We start from the raw sequence: 17561 nt of genomic DNA on the forward strand, positions 1-17561 counted from the left end.
GGCGCCAAGCTTACTTTTCCGGTGGACGCCAAAAGCGAGCGCTTGCCTGGTCAGCCGTCGGATAACCGCTTATTTTAACTGAGATTTTGCGTATTCCGCCAGCTTTCCGGCGAGATCGCCGACGGCCGCGAGCGCATCGGCCCAGCGGGCCGCGTTGGCGTCCAGTGCGGCGCGGTGCTGCCAGAAATCGGCCCAGTCGGGCGTGCCGACGCCGTTCCATGCATGCCAGAATCGCTCGAGCGCCGCGCGCGGCGCGTCGGCGAGGCCGGCCGACAGGTGTGCGAGCGCGGCGTCGAGCTTCGGCAGGTGCACGTCGTCGGCCTGCGGGTAGATGTGCCACACGAACGGCTTGCGTGCCCACTGTGCGCGGACGAACGAATCCTCGCCGCGCACGAAATTGATGTCGGCCACCCACAGCAACGGATCGTAGTCGGCCTGGGGGACGAACGCGAGCCCGTGAGCCGCCAGGTTACCGCTGCGCGCATGCGCGCCCGCGCCGAATGACTCGACCCCGAAAAAACGGGCGACGGCCGGCGACACGCGGCCGGCCGGCACGAGTGCGACGACCGGCGACGGGCCGTCGCGCCACTGCGCGAGCAGTGCATCGACGGCCGGATTCTCGTACGCGAACAGGCTGACGACCGTCGTGCCGGCGGCCGGCGGCGCGCCGCCGGTCGCGCGTTGCCACCAGGCGTCGCGTGCCGCCGCGTCGGTTTCGAAGGCCGTGCGGCGCGCATCGAGGTCGTGCTCCTTCAGGACGCCGCCGGTGCCTGCCGACAGGCCGGGGAAGAAAAACGTCTTCAGCAGCGGATAGCGCGGATGCGGCGATGGCCGCAGATGGAAATCGGCGACCCAGTCCTCGGCGCTCAGGTATTCGAGGTTGATCCACACGGGGCGACGCGCCCGGCGCGCCATCGCCGCGAGATACGCGCCGGGCAGCTCGCACGCGAATGCTTCGATCACGACGTCGGCGATCTCCAGCGCGTCGCCGGCTTCCGCATGCCAGTGCTCGATCACGATCGCATCGACCGTCTGTCGCCCCGCGTCGGGATCGACCCCGGGCAGCAGGCGCGCGAAGGTGCGCAGGTCGTCGACGAACAGGCGAACCTGCCAGCCGTGCTCGTGCGCGAGCTGGCGCGCGACGCGCCAGCAGACGCCGATGTCGCCGAAATTGTCGATTACCGTACAGAAGAGGTCGCAGGCGATCGGTTCGCCCGGCGCGAGCGGCGCGGCGGGCAGGGGGGCGGTGGTGCGGGGCATCGAAGCGGGCCGGTGAATGCTCTAAACTGGCGATTCTAATAGACCCGTTCCGCGTTACAAGGCGCCCGGATCACGCATGACATCCCCTGAAGCTTCCGATACCCCGTTCGAACCGAAGAAGATCCTTGCGCAGTTGCCGCACATGCCAGGCGTCTATCGCTATTACGACACGGCGGGTGCCGTGCTCTATGTCGGTAAGGCGCGCGACCTGAAGAAGCGCGTATCGAGCTATTTCACGAAGACGCAGCTGTCGCCGCGCATCGCGATGATGGTCACGCGCATCGCGCGTATCGAGACGACCGTCACGCGCTCGGAAGCCGAGGCGCTGCTGCTCGAGAACAACCTGATCAAGGCGCTCGCGCCGCGCTACAACATCCTGTTTCGCGACGACAAGTCGTATCCGTACCTGAAGCTCACCGCACACCGCTTTCCGCGGATGGCCTACTATCGCGGCTCGGTCGACAAGCAGAACCAGTATTTCGGGCCGTTCCCGAGCGCCTGGGCCGTGCGCGAGAGCATCCAGATCCTGCAGCGCGTGTTCCAGTTGCGCACTTGCGAGGATTCGGTCTTCAACAACCGCACGCGGCCGTGCCTGCTGCACCAGATCGGGCGCTGCACGGCGCCGTGCGTCGGGGCGATCTCCGACGAAGATTACGCGATCGACGTATCGAACGCCGCGCGTTTCCTGCTCGGCCGGCAGTCCGAAGTGATGAAGGAGCTCGAGCAGAAGATGCACGCGTTCGCGGCCGAACTGAAATTCGAGCAGGCGGCGGCCGTGCGCAACCAGATGAGCTCGCTCGCGACGGTGCTGCACCAGCAGGCGATCGAGGTCGGCAGCGACAGCGACGTCGACATCCTGGCCGTCGTCGCACAGGGCGGGCGCGTGTGCGTGAACCTCGCGATGGTGCGCGGCGGCCGGCATCTCGGCGACAAGGCGTATTTCCCGACGCACGTCGAAAGCGCGCTGACGCTCGCCGAGGGCGGTCTCGGCGACGAGTCCGAGCTGGCGGAGGCGGCCGATGCGGCCGCCGACGCCATGCCCGACCTGCCCGCGGAAGAAACCGGCCGCGCGCGCAGCGATGTGGCGGCGTCGGTCGAGGCCGAGGTGCTCGACGCGTTCATCGCGCAGCACTACCTCGGCAATCGCGTGCCGCCGGTGCTGGTCGTGAGCCATGCGCCCGCGAGCCGCGACCTGCTCGAGCTGCTGTCCGAGCAGGCCGGCCACAAGGTGTCGCTGGTGCGGCAGCCGCAGGGGCAGCGGCGTGCGTGGTTGTCGATGGCGGAACAGAATGCGCAGATCGCGCTCATGCGGTTGCTGTCCGAGCAGGGCTCGCAGCAGGCGCGCACGCGTGCGCTCGCGGAGACGCTCAGCTACGAATGCGACGATCTCGCGACGCTGCGGATCGAATGCTTCGACATCAGCCATACGATGGGCGAGGCGACGCAGGCGTCGTGCGTGGTCTACCACCATCACAAGATGCAGTCGGGCGAATACCGCCGTTACAACATCACCGGGATCACGCCGGGCGACGACTACGCGGCGATGCGGCAGGTGCTCACGCGCCGCTACGAGAAGATGGTCGAGCAGGCCGCGCAGGCGGCTGCCGCCGACGATGCGGCCGGCATCGACGGCGAGTCGACGCGCCAGGCCGAGGCGTCGAGCCTGCTGCCGAACATCGTGCTGATCGACGGCGGCAAGGGTCAGGTCGAAATCGCGCGCCAGGTATTCACCGAACTCGGCCTCGACACGTCGATGCTGGTCGGCGTCGCGAAAGGCGAGGGGCGCAAGGTCGGCCTCGAGACGCTTGTGTTCGCGGACGGACGCACGCCGCTCGAGCTCGGCAAGGAGAGCGCCGCGCTGATGCTCGTCGCGCAGATCCGCGACGAGGCGCACCGCTTCGCGATCACCGGCATGCGTGCAAAGCGGGCGAAGGCGCGCCAGACGTCGCGGCTCGAGGAACTCGAGGGCGTCGGCGCGAAGCGCCGGCAGCGGCTGCTTGCGCGATTCGGCGGGTTGCGCGGCGTGGTTGCCGCGAGCGTCGAGGAACTCGCGAGCGTCGAGGGCATCTCGCACGCGCTCGCCGAGCAGATCTACAAGCAGCTTCACTGACGCGGCCGTGCGGCCGGCTGCCTTGCCAGCGTTCTTGTGGCAGGCCGGTCGACACGGCACAATTGCGAATCCTTTACTGTCCCGCATGCCATGCCGTTCAATTTCCCGATTTTCCTGACGTGGGTACGGATCGTGCTGATTCCGCTCGTCGTCGGCGTGTTCTATCTGCCGGACACGGTGATGGGCGGCGCGCACCGCAATCTCGCGGCGGCGGCGATCTTCATCCTCGCGGCGCTGACCGACTGGTTCGACGGCTATCTCGCCCGCAAGTGGAACCAGACGTCGTCGTTCGGCGCATTTCTCGACCCGGTGGCGGACAAGCTGATGGTGACGGCCGCGCTGCTGATCCTCGTGCAGATTTCGCGGGTCGACGCGGCGATCGCACTCGTGATCGTCGGCCGCGAGATCGCGATTTCGGCGCTGCGCGAGTGGATGGCGCAGATCGGCGCGTCGAAGAGCGTCGCGGTGAACCAGCTCGGCAAGTTCAAGACCGCATGCCAGATGGTGGCGATTCCGATGCTGCTGTTCTATGGGCCGCTGCCGCTCGGCGTCGTGACGATCGACACGCGCGTGTGGGGCGAATGGCTGATGTATCTCGCCGCGGTGCTGACGATCTGGTCGATGCTGTACTACATGAAGCTTGCGTGGCCGCAAATCCGGGAGCGCGGCGGCGCGTGATGCGTCCGGTCGAGCAGGTTTTTGTAAAAAGGGCTGGAAAAGCCCTTGACACACGAATGTGCCTTCGACATAATCTCGCTTCTCCGCTGCACGACGAAGTAAGTGTGTGACGGGGAAGCAGTAGCGTAGTGATACGCGGGAGTAGCTCAGTTGGTAGAGCGCAACCTTGCCAAGGTTGAGGTCGCGAGTTCGAGACTCGTCTCCCGCTCCAGATTTTTTCTGGCAGCGTGTTGTACGGCAAAGCGCTGCAGATGCAGGACACATGCGGGAGTAGCTCAGTTGGTAGAGCGCAACCTTGCCAAGGTTGAGGTCGCGAGTTCGAGACTCGTCTCCCGCTCCAGATTTTTCTGGCAGCGTGTTGTACGGCGAAGCGCTGCAGATGCAGGACAATGCGGGAGTAGCTCAGTTGGTAGAGCGCAACCTTGCCAAGGTTGAGGTCGCGAGTTCGAGACTCGTCTCCCGCTCCAAGTAATGGGGAAGCCACGCTTCCCTTTTTATTTGATGGACTTTCGGTCCTCGAATAAAAAATCTGTCGCTTGCCTCACGGCATCCGGACAGTCCGCTTTTGGCGCGATAGCAAAGCGGTTATGCAGCGGCCTGCAAAGCCGTTTAGGCCGGTTCGACTCCGGCTCGCGCCTCCAAGTAAGAAGAGAAAAAGCCCTGAGAAATCAGGGCTTTTTCTTTTTCCAGCTCCGCTTCATCCTTGTAAGAGAGCCGCCGAGCGTGGTACGAAGTCGCCTCTAACCGCTCAAGAAACACGCGTAACCACACCGAAGTCGGCGATTTGGCCGTATAGGCGGGTTCGCGTCAGTACACGGCGACCAAGCGATTACGCCCCGCTGGAACGTGGGAATACATCATCCGACGTTTGAAGCTCCCCCCAAGCCAGTTTCCCCGACGTTCCGATCCGAAGAAGAGGGCGACGCGTATGTCGCTCGTCTCGAGCAACTGCTCGATGCCTGCATCGTGCCGGCGGATGTAGTCGAACAGCGGGAGATGATTTCAACGACGCTGGATGCAATTCGTGAGTATCCGCGTCATGTCATCGCGCGTTTCCCGGCACGTGACCGCTACGTCGAGGTATTCGTGGGCGGGGCCCGGTTGTACTGCCTTCGACCGCCAGCAAAGGTCGAGGTGGTCAACGATGTCAGTGGCGAATTGATCAATCTGTATCGTCGTGTCGTGGAGCACCACCCGGAGGCGTTCGTGCGCCAGCTCAAATGGGCGCTGACGAGCCGGCAGGTGTTCGAGTGGCTAATGCAGGCGATCCCGGAAACACTCGCCGATCCAAATTGCGGGCTTGTTCTAAAGACGAAGGAGTCGGACGGTGATCGTTCCGATCATCCGATATTCATATGCTCGCCGCATCAAAGCGTGCTTGCGTGTAAGGGCACTAACGTTTCGGCGTTGAAACATCCCCCCGGCTGGATGCAGATTTTTCCCTGGCTGCGTCGCGATGCGTCCAGGGTGTTCGGTCAGCCGGCCGAGCGCGCGAATCCTGTCAAATAGCTTTCGCGTTATCTCGGCCCAGCCACTGGCTTGCTTGTGGAGATTCGCGGTCTCTTTCAGTCAGCGGTCTCCACGCATCAGCGCTTCCGGAAAATGCGTTTCAGACCTGAAACAAGGCGGCGCTGAGGACTGGTTCGCACGTCGCTTAGGCGTTGCGTTTCCTTAAGCGACGCGCATTGGCACGAATCTGGCATGGAACCGGTCGGCCTGGTTGTAGCTCGATAGCGTGAATGTGATCCAAGAATCCACGCATCACCTTCAAACGTCAAACGGGGACCGTCATGCGAAAAAGAATACAGCGGGGAGTTGTGACGGTTGAATTTTCTCTTTTGCTCCCGGTTCTGTTGCTGATCCTTCTTGGAATTGCACAGTTCTCGTGGATGATTTCAAATTTCATTATCGTAACGTACGCGACATCGGTCGGTGCGCATCAACTTGCCTCTGAACGCGGATTTTCGACGCCGTATTCCGATACGGTTTCCAGCATTACAAATGCGCTCGGCCCAATTCGTACCGGAATTAATATTTCAACTTCCGTGAACGGATCACCTTGTACATCGGATTCTACCTGCCAAGCTGCATTAGGGACAATGGCCAATGCGCTGGCGGCCGGCTCAACAGTGACAGTAACAATTGCCGAGACATTCAGTCCGTTGTATTCCGGATCCTGGGGTTCATTGGCTAATATCATGCCGAAAAACATTACGTCGACGATGATTGAGGTGATTCAGTAATTTCGCGAAGGGGCTAACACTATGAAATCTCAAGAGGGATCTGCGGCCATCGAAATGGCGGTGACGATGCCGGTCATCCTTTTGGTTCTATTGGGTATTGCACAATTCGGATGGCTCCTTGTCAATTATATAGCGGTTGGTAACGCTGCTTCATCCGCGGCGCGAACGTTCGCTTCGCAAAGAGGCACGACCACGCCGTACACCACAACATTGGCGCAAGCAAAGGCGGCGGCTTCATTCCTTAACCAGAACAGCATTACGATTTCCACATCCGTCAATAGCATTGCATGTACCGACGACGCGGGTTGTGCAGCTGATCTTGCCCCGGCCTCGAGCGCGGCAGTCAACGTGCCCGTCGCAGTCAGCGTGAATTATTCGGGTTTCAATCCTGTTGTCTCCGCAAATTATCTCAACTTGAAATCGATGATGCCGTCACTGTTAGCTGCGACTGTTACCGCGCGTGTGCAATGACGATAGATCAAAAAAGGAAAAAAGGGGAGCGGCATGAATACTTCAAAACCACGTGGCAGGACAATTCGTCATCAGCGCGGCGCAGTCGCCATCGTCGTTGCTGCATCTTTGATCGCTATTCTGGGCTTTGCCGCAATTTGCGTCGATGTCGGGTATTTGATCTACGCGCAACGGCGCTTGCAGGCGGCCACAGACGCGGCGGCACTCGCAGGTGCGACAGATCTCTGGAGTCAGTCGTGGAATACGGCGTATAGCGACGCAGTCGCTTATTCGGCAGGCCAGGCCAACCAACTTCCAGGGGGAGCGACCGTCAGCTCAACGTCCGTAACCGGGCTGACTTTGACAAGTATTCAGCTTCCCTACAAGCAGGCGGTATCCGGCTATAACGGCATTCAAGTGATGCAAAAGGCGAGCGTTCCAACGTTCTTTGCGCGCGTGTTCGGTATCAAGGCGACGACTGTCTCCGCGACGTCGACTGCAGCCGCCGGTGGTGCGGGTGGACCGGCTCAGTACAACGTGATGATCATCCTCGATACGACTGCGTCGATGAACACCAACGACGACAATTGCAAGAACTCGAAGGGCGTGGTGCAAACACGTCTCGCATGCGCGAAAGCCGCCGCGTTGCAGCTTCTTACGACGCTCACGAATGCTGGAGATAACGTGGGGTTGATGGCGTTTCCTCCCATGTCCTCCAACTACTCGTTCTCGTGCAGTAGTAGCGCGCCCAGCATCGCGGGAAGCTATTCTGCGGCAGCAAGTTCCGGTTACCAATACAGCAAACTGGGAACGGGATTCCTGGGTAGCAGTGGCAGTGCCAATACAAGCTCGGGATTGATCCAGGCACTCGGTGGTGGCTCATGCAGCGGACTCGTTGCCCAGGGCGGACTGGGGACTTACTATGCGCAGGCCATATCCGCGGCACAGCAGTCGTTGCAGTCTCTGTCCTCGACACAGCACCCGCCCGGTCAAAACGTCATCATTTTATTGAGCGACGGCGATGCGTCGTCAAGCCAAACACAACTTGGTACGACATATAAGTCGAGCTATGGATCGGAGTGCCAGGCGGCGATAAACACTGCAAGCACCGCGAAGGGAGCGGGAACGCTTATATACACCGTGGCATATATCGGCGGTGGCAGTGCATCGTCTACCTGTAGTGATGGAAGCGACCCCTTGTCGCCGTGCGCAACGATGCAATCAATCGCCACCGGCCCGGCTTACTTTTATTCCGATACCTGTACTAATTCAAATGGAGGCACCGCTAACCTCAGCTCAATTTTCGGGACTATTTCTTATAGTCTGACGAAGCCGCGTCTAATACCCGTGTCCGCCACGTGATTATTTTATTTGGGATTGTCGGAGGTGTGAGGTGGATGATGATCTATCTGAATCTCGCGGGCAGGTTGAACCTCTTGCGCTTACAAAATCTTGTGTTCATTGCGATAGCCTGTTGAGGGGCGGTTCAATTCGTTGTCGAATTTGTGGTTCCGAAGACCCTTTTGGCGACAAGATGGCGCGGAAGAGAGTGTCGCTGTTTCATGGCCTGGTAGCGGTGAGTATTTTCTCGATGCTTTTCTTGGTGGTTTATGAAATTCTACCCCTTGTTGATCTATATATTCATCTTCGCAACTGAGCTTGCGAGGTGTAAACCAACGGTGGTGCCTTGGGTTGTGGTGAAGATCTTGTCGGTTACGCGCTGGGAATATTTAAAACACTTAACTGCGGATTGAGTGTTTGGGGGAATTGCGCCATTCATATAAGAAACTAAAGAACCCTCGTTTGGGCCGTGTACTGTGAAGCCAGTGCGGCCTTCTTTTCCCCTTCGAGTTGACTTGGCTTGGGGCATTTCTTGAAAAAGGCCGAGATGTTGACTATACATCGATAATTTGGCGAATATTGGTTGCAACCGTGCTTCGTGGGTATAAGGTCTTTAATGTCATTTATTCGTTGGGTTGCCTGGATTGTTGAATGAATCGCTCGATACGTTGTCTCCGGCGCGATCGTGAACAATGGGAGCTGCAATTTATGCGACGTGTCCCATGCTGGGCCAGCAACACACTTGATCTCAACCAGAACCCGGTGTCGAGCGAGCGAGAGTGCGGATCGGTTGCGCTCTTCTTCGTGCTGTTCTTGATTCCGCTACTGATGTTCGGTGCGTTGGCCATCGACGTTGCGTGGGTTGCGGTTGTCAGCAATCAGTTGCAGAACGCGGCCGATGCGGCTGCGCTAGCGGGCGCCAGATCCTTGGCGTCCGGTGGGGCGTCACTGAACTGGTCGCAAGCGGCCACGGCGGCGAACCAGGCAGTGGCGCTCAACACGGCAGCAGGCGTTCAGCTATCGACCGGCACGGTTACGGCCGGCTATTGGAATCTGACGCGAACACCCTATGGAATGCAGGCCACCACGATTACACCTGGCACGTACGATGTGCCCGCTGTACAGGTCACGATATCGCGGAAGGCCAATGTGAACGGCGGCAATATTCCGCTCTTGCTGGGAGGCCTGCTGGGGATCTCGAGCACGCCAGGGAGTGCGACCGCGGTTGCTGTCGTAACTTCGCCAGGGACGATTGGTGCAGGAGGGGCGTTTCCGATCGCGCTGGATCAGTGCATCTTTGACCAATACTGGAATTCGGCGACCAACGAGCCGATCTATTACCCGCTGACGAACATTCCGTACGAACTCGTCATCACGAACGGGCAAGTGTACGGCTCGTCTTGCACTGCTGGTACGTGGACATCATTTCTCGTCAATGCGAGCGACGTGCCAACACTCGCGGGCCTGATGCAGACGGGTAATCCAACCCAGCTCAGCATCGGAAATAGCGTCTACCTTGCTCCTGGCGCGAAGACGGCTTTATACAGCTCGGTGCCGGTAGGTGCGACTGTGCTAATGCCTGTCGTCACAAACAGTTCGAGTTCGTCCTATGTACCGATCGTCGCGTTTGCTCCGTTTGCAATCGATGCGTCCGTCGGGGGAAGTGGCAAGTACATCATGGGGCATTTTGTGACCGGATACAGAATATCCGCGACGGTGAGCGGCGCTGGGCCGAATTACGGTGCTTATGGGGCCCCAAAGCTCGCGTTTTGAAAGCGGCGGCGCGGAAGTCTGACGTTTCGATTCAACGCTTGAACGATATCGACAATGTTGCAGCGGTGATCTTGCAAACTTCAAAGAAAACGGGAGTGGACATGTACCGCTACTGTGCGATTGAAAAAGAATTGGGGCATGTCCGAAGCGCGATTTCCACACTTGACAGCAAGCGAGGGGAGTTCCCGCGTGGGACGATCATCGGTGACCCCGTGTATTGGCTCGCGAGACTGCAATCGATACGTGGCATGGCCGAGCGCTACAACTTCCCGAGGCTCAGAGATCAAGCTGACGAACTGCTTGATCAGATCTTGACGCTGCAGCATTAAGCTTACTTGGCAGGGGATAAAAATAGCCCACTAAATGCGGGCTCAATCGAGGCGGCCGCTGTACGCGACCGCGATGTTGACGTCGAGCCCCTGGACCTGCGCTGCGCTTTGTACGGCATCGTCGAAGCGGGCCGCGACGGCCGAAGGGAGTTTCGTCGGGTCGCCGATCACGCGCAGCCGCCAGCGGCCGCTACGGGCCAGTTCATCGAACACCTCGACGATCACGGTCGACAGGCCGACCCGTTCCTCTGCGTTGCACGGAAATGACGATTGCTCGCGCTATCGGCGCCAGCGGTCGAACGCGGCGATGCCGCTCAACCATCCACCGGCTGCGCCGGCGTTTCGAGCGTCAACTGATAGAACGCCGCGTCGAGCCACCGGCCGAATTTGAATCCCGCCTGCGTGATCGTGCCCGAGTGCACGAATCCGAGCTTCGTATGCAGTGCGATGCTTCCTACATTGGTCGCATCGATGCAGCCGACCACCACGTGCACCTGCGCTTCGCGCGCGCGCCGGACCACTTCGCGCAGCAGCACCTCGCCAAGCCCGCGGCCGCGCTGGTCGCGATGCACGTACACGCTGTGTTCGACCGTGTACTTGAAGGCCGGAAACGCGCGGAACGTACCCCAGCTCGCAAAGCCGAGCAGCGTGCCGGACGCGTCGACCGCGCCGATGACCGGGAAGCCGCCCGAGCGCTTCGCCGCGAACCACGCGACCATCGCTTCCGGCGGACGCGGCTTGTAGTCGTACAGCGCGGTCGAGGTCGCGATCGCGTCGTTCAGGATCTCGAGGATGGCCGGCGCATGCTCGGCCTCGCTGCAATCGATCAGGCGCACGTCGTCGCGCTGTTTCGGGGAATTCATACGGGCTCCTGTAGGCGGTAAGTAGGGCGCGCGCACGGCGGCTGCGATGACGCGCTCGTCAGAGGTTCCGCACGCCGCCGGCGGCAGACGCATCGCAGATCGCGACGACATAGCGCGCGGCATGCGACGACGGATTGCTGAAAATCAGCGGCTGGTCGAGCCGCATGGCCAGGCAGTCGCCTTCGTGAAGTTCGTGAAGCGCGTCGCCGAACGTGACGTCGACGCGGCCGCTGATGATCCACACCTGCTGATGCAGCGCGCTTTCGCGTCCGCCGCTGTCGTACGCGACGCGTGCACCGGGCGGGAAATCCACTTCGACGAGCTGGATCGGCGACGGCCAGCCGGCCGGGGACAGGTTGCGGCGCACATAGCCGGACGCCGGATCTCGCCATTCGGCCTGCTGCGCGCGGCGTGCCAGCGGCTGCGCGGGCGTGTCGTGCTGGTCGCCGCTGAACAGCCCGGCCAGCGATACGCCGAGCCCGGCCGCGAGCTTGTCGAGCACGACAGCCGTCGGGCTGGCCGATGCGCGTTCGATGAGCGAAATCATCGAACGGCTGACGCCGGAGCGCGCGGCCAGCGCATCGAGCGTGTAGCCTCGTACGGTGCGCAGGTCGCGGACGCGCCGCCCGATGCGTTCGTTGATGCCGGTGTCGTCGGTAACGGCGGTGACGGCGGTGACGGCTTCTTTCATGGTGGATTCATTTTCCAGTAAATTGGAATTTGATGTCAACGACACTGACGGCGGCCGGCCAGCGGCTCGACGGGATCTGAATGGCTTGCCCGGCAGTCGCGCGCAGCTTAATATACGAACTGACTACGTTTCGTTTAATTGGGGATATATGGGCATCATCAAGATTTCCGAGCACATGCACGAGCGGCTGCGCTCGACCAGCACGGCGCTGAGCCGCTCGATCAATGCGCAGGCCGAACACTGGCTGCGCGTCGGGATGCTGGCGGAACTCAATCCGGCGCTGTCCTACGGGGACATCTGCCGGATGCTGATCGAGGCCGAAGCACGGGGCGGTGAGACGGGGCTGGCGGAACCGGTCGAGCACGGCATCGAGCAGGTGGCGTAATGGCGAAGCGAGAAATCCCGATCCGCGGCGCCGCGGAAATCGCCAAGTCGCGCGAGGCCGCGAAGCTCGCATCGCAGGTGCTGACGATGATTACCGAGCACGTGAAGCCGGGCGTCTCCACCGACGACCTCGATGCACGCTGCCGCGAATACATCGTCGACGTGCTCGGCGCGATTCCCGCGAACATCGGCTACCACGGTTATCCGAAGACGCTGTGCACGTCGGTCAACCACGTGGTGTGTCACGGCATTCCGACGTCGCGGCCGCTGCGCGACGGCGACATCGTGAACCTCGACATCGCGGTGATCAAGGACGGCTGGTTCGGCGATACGAGCCGCATGTATTTCGTCGGCGAACCGAACGAGCTCGCGCGGCGCCTCGTCGCGACGACCTATGAGGCGATGCACGCGGGCATTCGCGCGGTGCGTCCGGGCGCCACGCTCGGCGATGTCGGCTACGCGATCCAGCAGGTCGCGCATCGCGAAGGATTCAGCGTGGTTCGCGAGTATTGCGGGCACGGCATCGGCGATGTCTATCACGACGAGCCGCAGGTGCTTCACTACGGCCGCCCGGGCACCGGCGTGCCGCTGCGGCCGGGGATGATCTTCACGATTGAGCCGATGCTCAACGCGGGCAAGCGCGACACGCGCATGCTGGCGGACGGCTGGACGGTCGTCACGAAGGACCATTCGCTGTCGGCGCAATGGGAGCACATGGTCGTGGTGACCGAAACGGGCTTCGAGGTGCTGACCGAGGACGCGAAGCCGCAGGCGTTCCCGGCGCTGTCCGGCACGCACGCCGCCTGATATCGGCCGTGCACCGCGAAGGGTGGTGCGGCGGCACGGTGAAACGGGCCCGTTTTGCGGGGCCCGTTTCGTTTGCGTTCTCGGTCGTGAGACGCGATTCACATGCGAACGCGGCGACCGGTTGCTCGATGGATGAACCTGGCCTGGCTGCCGTTTAACCGCGCGCCTTCTGCCATGCGTGTTCGACGAACACGCGGCACAGCGCTTCCATCCCCTGGCGATCTTCTTCGTCGAAGCGCGCGGCGACCGGGCTGTCGACGTCCCACACGCCGATCAGCGTGCCGTCGGCGGCCACCAGCGGCACGACGATTTCCGATTCCGATGCCGCGTCGCACGCGATATGGCCGGGGAAGTCATGCACGTCGCGCACGACCTGCGTCTCCCGCGTCTGAGCGGCCGTGCCGCATACACCCTTGCCGAGCGCGATCCGCACGCAGGCGGGCTTGCCCTGGAACGGCCCGACCACGAGTTCCGTCCCGTCGAAGAAGTAGAAGCCGGCCCAGTTGAGACGGTCGAGCGAGTGGTAGACCAGCGCGGCGAAGTTGGCCGCGTTCGCGGTCAGGTCGCGTTCGGACTCGACGAGCGCGCGTGCCTGCTCGACGAGCGTCGCGTATTGATCGGCCTTGGAGGCGTGGGGGGCGTCGGACAGCGTGAACATGGCGGGAAAGCGATCAGGGTTGTGGAATGCGCGATGCGCGTACCGCAGTCTACGGCACGCGCGCGCGGTTTGCAGCGCAACGTCGCACGTGACGCTGTGTGTTCAATCGGGTTCGAGTTCGGCAAACCGTTCCGCCAGAAAATCCAGCAGTGCGCGCACCGCGGGCAGCAACCCCCGGCGCGACGCGAACACGGCATGCACGATCTCGCGGCGCGGCGCCCAGTCGGGCAGCACGGTCACCAGCTCGCCGCGTGCGACCGCCTCGCGCACCATCATCGTCGGCAACTGCACGATGCCGACGCCCGCGGCGGCGGCCGCGCGCAGCGCGAGCATGCCGCCCGTGACGAAGCGCGGCTGGTGATGAATTTCCGCGTAAGCGCCGTCGGGCCCGCGCAGCCGCCACACGTGCGTCGACTGCGGGGCGCCGTGATCGAGGCTGGGCAACTGCGCGAGATCGGCGGGAACGGCCGGTGCGCCATGCTCGCGCAGCAGCGCGGGGCTTGCGACGAGGCACTGGCCGCGCTCGGCCAGCACACGCAGCGCGAGATCGCTGTCTTCGAGCGGCGGCGGGCGTACGCGGATCGCGACGTCGATTCCTTCGCCGACCACGTCGACGCGACGGTTGGTCGCTTCCAGATGAATCTCGACGCGCGGGCACGCGACCATGAACGCGGCGATCATCGTGCCGACCAGCGAATCGAGCAGCACGATCGGGCAACTGACGCGCACGATGCCACGTGGCTCCTCGTGCAGCAGCGCGATCGCCTCGTCGGCAGCATCGGCCTCGACGAGCATCGCGCGGCAGTGCGCGTAATAGGTCTGGCCGACGTCGGTAACCGTGAAGCGGCGCGTCGAGCGCTGGATCAGCCGCATCCCGAGCCGCGCCTCGAGCAGCGCGATGCGGCGGCTCAGCTTCGATTTCGGCATGTCGAGCGCACGCCCGGCCGGTGCGAAGCCCCCGTGTTCGACGACCTGCACGAAGTAATAGAGATCGTTCAGATCCCGCGCTTTATCGTTCATGAAATGGAACGCTGAGTGCGATTTTGGCAGTCTACCGGATCGATCGTTCCACCACTATATTTCTACCCAGGATGCGAAACACGTGTTTCGCCGCAATTCGGAGAGGGCAATGAAGAAGATCCAGGGTGTGTACAGTGCGCCGCGCGGCCATTGGGTCGGCGACGGTTTCCCGGTGCGTTCGATGTTCAGCTACCAGTCTCACGGTGCGCACCTGAGCCCGTTCCTGCTGCTCGATTACGCCGGCCCGACCACGTTCGAGCCGGGTTCGGCCTCGGCGCCGCGCGGTGTCGGCCAGCATCCGCACCGCGGGTTCGAAACGGTGACGATCGTCTATGACGGCGAGGTCGCGCACCGCGACTCGACCGGCGCGGGCGGCGTGATCGGCCCGGGCGACGTGCAATGGATGACGGCCGCGAGCGGGATCCTGCATGAGGAATTCCACTCGGAAGGGTTCACGCAGCGGGGCGGCCCGCTCGAGATGGTGCAGCTGTGGGTGAACCTGCCCGCTGCGGACAAGATGGGTGCGCCCGGCTACCAGACGCTGCTGAACGCCGACATCCCCGTGGTCGAACTGCCGGACGGCGCGGGGCGGGCGCGGATCATCGCGGGTGAACTCGACGGGCGGCGCGGCCCGGCTCGCACGCATACGCCGATCGACGTGTGGGACGTGCGGCTCGTGGCCGGCGGCCATGCGCGGTTCCCGGTCGCCGAAGGGCGCACGCTCGCGGTGGTCGTGCTGGGCGGTACCGTGCAGGTGAACGGCGAGACGGTCGCCCGCGAAGCGCAGTTCGTGCAACTTGGCCGCGACGGCAGCGATGTCGAGATCGAAGCGAACGGCGACGCGAAGCTGCTGATCCTGAGCGGCGAACCGATCGACGAACCCGTCGTCGGTTACGGGCCGTTCGTGATGAACTCGCAAGCGGAGATCCGTACCGCGATCGAGGACTTCAACAGCGGCCGCTTCGGCCGGATGCCGGCATGACGGACAGGCCCCGCGCAATGCGGGGCTTTTTTTGCGAGCGGACAGCGGGTCGCGCAGCGCGTGCGCTTCGAGGCATAATCGGCGATTGCCGTGCGCCGGCCGGCGCGCCCGAATCAGGACCGACCATGAACGCATCCGCTGCATCCCCGAGCGCCGCCGATCTCGACTGGCGCTGGAAATCCTTCGACGCGCTGACGGCGCGCGAAGTCTATGCGATCCTCGAAGCACGCAGCGCGGTGTTCGTCGTCGAGCAGAACTGCGTGTATCGCGACATCGACGACGCGGACCAGGCCGCATGGCACCTGGCCGCCTTCGATCTGGCCGGTCGCCTGGCCGGCTATCTTCGTGTGCTGCTGCCCGATGCGCAGAATGCCGACGTCCGCATCGGCCGTGTGCTGACGACCGCCGCGTTCCGCGGCGCGGGCCTCGGCAACGGCCTGCTGTCGCGCGCGCTCGAGCATATCCGCGCGCAGTGGCCGGGTACGCCGGTGAGCCTGCATGCGCAGGCCCACTTGCAGCGTTTTTACGGGGCATTCGGCTTCGCGCCGAGTTCGGACGTGCACGACGAGGACGGCATCCCGCACGTGTGGATGAGCCGCGCACGCGCGTAATGCGCGCCGCGCAGCGCAGCGGTCAATGCGCTGCGTGCGCCGCCGACGGCCGGTCCGCGCGCTGCGCGGCCCGTTCTTCGACCAGGCGGCCGCGCGCGGACAGCCGCAGCCAGTGCCGCAGCGCGATCAACGCACCGATCACGCTCATCATCGAGCCGGGAATCCACAGCAGCAGGCCACCGATCTGCTGATCGCGCAGCGGGCTCAGCCACGTGAACGCACGGCCGCAGATCGAATAGATCGGATACAGCTCGTGCGGCGTGAAGAAGATCAGCGCGCCGAGCGCGATCTGCGGCGGGATCGCCGCGACGACGATCAGGATCCGGCGGCCCGGCGACAACCGCGCGGGCGGCGCGGGACGCGGATCGACGACGAGCCACCAGAACAGCAGCCCGTCGATCACCATGCTCCAGTTCATCACGCGATAGAGACGCCAGTCGAGCATCGCGATGAAGTGGATCGGCGACAGCAACCAGAAATAGATCAGCCCGACGAACAGCACGACCGCGACGACGGGATGGAATACCACGTCGAGCGTCGCGCGCACGGGCGCCCACGCAAGCGCGGGGCGCACGAAACGCTGCCGCCAGCGGAACGGGATGCCCGCTCGAATTGCCGCGCCCGGATAGGACAGCGCAATGAAGAACGGCCCGAGGTGGTGCAGTACCAGATGCTGCGCGCGATGCAGGAAGAACTCGTGCTCGAAGAAATAGTCGAGCCGCGTATGCAGCGCGACGTAGAGCGCCGTCAGCCCGAACCAGAACGAAAACTGCCGCAGCGGCGACACCTTCGCCTTCTTCACGCCGCGCGCGAACAGCACGGCGGCGGTCAGCACCGCGATCACCACGGTGGGCGACGGTTCCCACGGATCGAGCCAGTACAGGAGGTTCATCGCGCGGGCATCACTTCGCCTGGGCCGGTGACTTCACGGCGAACGGCGCATCGACCGTTTCGCCGTCGGAGAACTTCAGGCGCAGGTGCACGGTGTCGCCCGGCTTGATCGCGTGCTTCGGCTCCTCGAGCATCACGTGGTAGCCGCCCGGCGCGATGTCGACCTTGCCGCGCGCGGGGATCGTCAGCTTGTCGACCATTTCCATCTTCTGCGTCGAGCCGTTCGAGACGGTCTGGTGCAGCATCGCCATCCCGTAGTCGGGGCTGTCGACGTCGACGAGATCGACCGGTTTGTTGCTCGTGTTGACGAGCGTCACATAGCCGCCGGCGGGCAGCTTGTTCGGCAGCCAGCGCACCCATGCGTTCTGCGCGGTGATCGCGCCGGCGGCATACGCGTGGGCGCCCGCGCCCAGCGCGGCGAGGAGGGCGAGCGTCTTGAGGGTCGTTTTCGTTTTCATGTTTGGATGAAT

Annotated in this window: 19 protein-coding genes, 4 tRNA genes and 1 pseudogene; 16 read left to right on the forward strand and 8 right to left on the reverse strand. The window is 62.9% G+C overall.

From position 1 onward, the window contains the following. Positions 1–69: 69 nt before the first annotated feature. Entirely contained in the window at positions 70–1260 is a 1191-nt protein-coding gene (gene earP, locus LGN17_RS07255) for an elongation factor P maturation arginine rhamnosyltransferase EarP (RefSeq protein WP_226195686.1), read from the reverse strand. 76 nt (positions 1261–1336) lie between these two features. Between earP and uvrC the strand changes: the two genes are divergently transcribed. The 12 genes and pseudogenes from uvrC to LGN17_RS07315 all read left to right on the forward strand — a co-directional run bounded on the left by uvrC (position 1337) and on the right by LGN17_RS07315 (position 10184). Beyond that, complete coding sequence (gene uvrC / locus LGN17_RS07260; RefSeq protein WP_226195687.1) at positions 1337–3370, forward strand: excinuclease ABC subunit UvrC; 2034 nt, start codon at positions 1337–1339, stop codon at positions 3368–3370. Positions 3371–3460: 90 nt separating this feature from the next. Next, positions 3461–4048: a CDP-diacylglycerol--glycerol-3-phosphate 3-phosphatidyltransferase gene (pgsA, locus tag LGN17_RS07265; RefSeq protein WP_034186518.1), complete on the forward strand. Its 588-nt coding sequence runs from the start codon at positions 3461–3463 to the stop codon at positions 4046–4048. A gap of 135 nt (positions 4049–4183) precedes the next feature. Beyond that, positions 4184–4259 (forward strand) — tRNA-Gly (locus LGN17_RS07270). A 53-nt stretch (positions 4260–4312) separates the two neighbouring features. Beyond that, positions 4313–4388 (forward strand) — tRNA-Gly (locus tag LGN17_RS07275). Positions 4389–4439: 51 nt separating this feature from the next. Then, positions 4440–4515 (forward strand) — tRNA-Gly (locus LGN17_RS07280). Positions 4516–4615: 100 nt separating this feature from the next. Continuing rightward, positions 4616–4689 (forward strand) — tRNA-Cys (locus tag LGN17_RS07285). Between the two features lie 355 nt (positions 4690–5044). Further along, positions 5045–5335, forward strand: a pseudogene (locus LGN17_RS07290) (DNA adenine methylase); the annotation flags it as partial. Positions 5336–5838: 503 nt separating this feature from the next. Continuing rightward, positions 5839–6291: a TadE/TadG family type IV pilus assembly protein gene (locus LGN17_RS07295; RefSeq protein WP_226195688.1), complete on the forward strand. Its 453-nt coding sequence runs from the start codon at positions 5839–5841 to the stop codon at positions 6289–6291. Between the two features lie 21 nt (positions 6292–6312). Then, a complete protein-coding gene (locus LGN17_RS07300; RefSeq protein ID WP_226195689.1) occupies positions 6313–6762 on the forward strand; it encodes a TadE/TadG family type IV pilus assembly protein in 450 nt (149 codons plus the stop codon). A 33-nt stretch (positions 6763–6795) separates the two neighbouring features. Continuing rightward, on the forward strand, positions 6796–8103 hold the full coding sequence (locus tag LGN17_RS07305; RefSeq protein ID WP_226195690.1) for a pilus assembly protein TadG-related protein: 1308 nt from the start codon (positions 6796–6798) through the stop codon (positions 8101–8103). A gap of 630 nt (positions 8104–8733) precedes the next feature. After that, complete coding sequence (locus LGN17_RS07310; protein WP_226195691.1) at positions 8734–9855, forward strand: TadG family pilus assembly protein; 1122 nt, start codon at positions 8734–8736, stop codon at positions 9853–9855. 38 nt (positions 9856–9893) lie between these two features. Continuing rightward, positions 9894–10184, forward strand: a complete 291-nt coding sequence (locus tag LGN17_RS07315) for a hypothetical protein (protein WP_226195692.1) — start codon at positions 9894–9896, stop codon at positions 10182–10184. Positions 10185–10226: 42 nt separating this feature from the next. Here LGN17_RS07315 and LGN17_RS07320 read toward each other — a convergent pair whose 3' ends face one another. From LGN17_RS07320 to LGN17_RS07330, 3 genes are all read right to left on the reverse strand, one after another. Further along, a complete protein-coding gene (locus LGN17_RS07320) occupies positions 10227–10409 on the reverse strand; it encodes an undecaprenyl diphosphate synthase family protein (protein WP_226195693.1) in 183 nt (60 codons plus the stop codon). An 89-nt stretch (positions 10410–10498) separates the two neighbouring features. Next, positions 10499–11047: a GNAT family N-acetyltransferase gene (locus LGN17_RS07325; RefSeq protein WP_226195694.1), complete on the reverse strand. Its 549-nt coding sequence runs from the start codon at positions 11045–11047 to the stop codon at positions 10499–10501. A gap of 58 nt (positions 11048–11105) precedes the next feature. Further along, positions 11106–11738, reverse strand: coding sequence for a helix-turn-helix domain-containing protein (locus LGN17_RS07330; protein WP_226195695.1), 633 nt, complete (start codon positions 11736–11738; stop codon positions 11106–11108). A gap of 148 nt (positions 11739–11886) precedes the next feature. Between LGN17_RS07330 and LGN17_RS07335 the strand changes: the two genes are divergently transcribed. After that, a complete protein-coding gene (locus LGN17_RS07335; protein WP_175951834.1) occupies positions 11887–12123 on the forward strand; it encodes a ParD-like family protein in 237 nt (78 codons plus the stop codon). Next, on the forward strand, positions 12123–12929 hold the full coding sequence (gene map / locus LGN17_RS07340; protein ID WP_226195696.1) for a type I methionyl aminopeptidase: 807 nt from the start codon (positions 12123–12125) through the stop codon (positions 12927–12929). Before LGN17_RS07335 ends, map begins: the two co-directional genes overlap by 1 nt. Before the next feature lie 154 nt (positions 12930–13083). On the opposite strand, the gene LGN17_RS07345 is transcribed toward map, so the two are convergent. Both LGN17_RS07345 and LGN17_RS07350 read right to left on the reverse strand, forming a co-directional pair. Next, positions 13084–13587, reverse strand: coding sequence for a GAF domain-containing protein (locus LGN17_RS07345; protein ID WP_226195697.1), 504 nt, complete (start codon positions 13585–13587; stop codon positions 13084–13086). Between the two features lie 102 nt (positions 13588–13689). After that, positions 13690–14607, reverse strand: a complete 918-nt coding sequence (locus LGN17_RS07350; protein WP_226195698.1) for a LysR family transcriptional regulator — start codon at positions 14605–14607, stop codon at positions 13690–13692. A 109-nt stretch (positions 14608–14716) separates the two neighbouring features. Between LGN17_RS07350 and LGN17_RS07355 the strand changes: the two genes are divergently transcribed. Beyond that, positions 14717–15589 carry a pirin family protein gene (locus tag LGN17_RS07355; RefSeq protein ID WP_226195699.1) on the forward strand — a complete coding sequence of 291 codons (873 nt, stop codon included), beginning with the start codon at positions 14717–14719 and terminating at the stop codon, positions 15587–15589. A 125-nt stretch (positions 15590–15714) separates the two neighbouring features. After that, positions 15715–16200 carry a GNAT family N-acetyltransferase gene (locus LGN17_RS07360; protein WP_226195700.1) on the forward strand — a complete coding sequence of 162 codons (486 nt, stop codon included), beginning with the start codon at positions 15715–15717 and terminating at the stop codon, positions 16198–16200. A gap of 22 nt (positions 16201–16222) precedes the next feature. Here LGN17_RS07360 and LGN17_RS07365 read toward each other — a convergent pair whose 3' ends face one another. Both LGN17_RS07365 and LGN17_RS07370 read right to left on the reverse strand, forming a co-directional pair. After that, complete coding sequence (locus tag LGN17_RS07365; protein WP_175951747.1) at positions 16223–17092, reverse strand: cytochrome c oxidase assembly protein; 870 nt, start codon at positions 17090–17092, stop codon at positions 16223–16225. Between the two features lie 10 nt (positions 17093–17102). After that, a complete protein-coding gene (locus tag LGN17_RS07370) occupies positions 17103–17549 on the reverse strand; it encodes a copper chaperone PCu(A)C (protein WP_226195701.1) in 447 nt (148 codons plus the stop codon). Positions 17550–17561: the final 12 nt, after the last annotated feature.

Origin of the sequence: Burkholderia sp. AU30280 (assembly GCF_020420125.1) — a bacterium.
Taxonomy (GTDB): domain Bacteria; phylum Pseudomonadota; class Gammaproteobacteria; order Burkholderiales; family Burkholderiaceae; genus Burkholderia.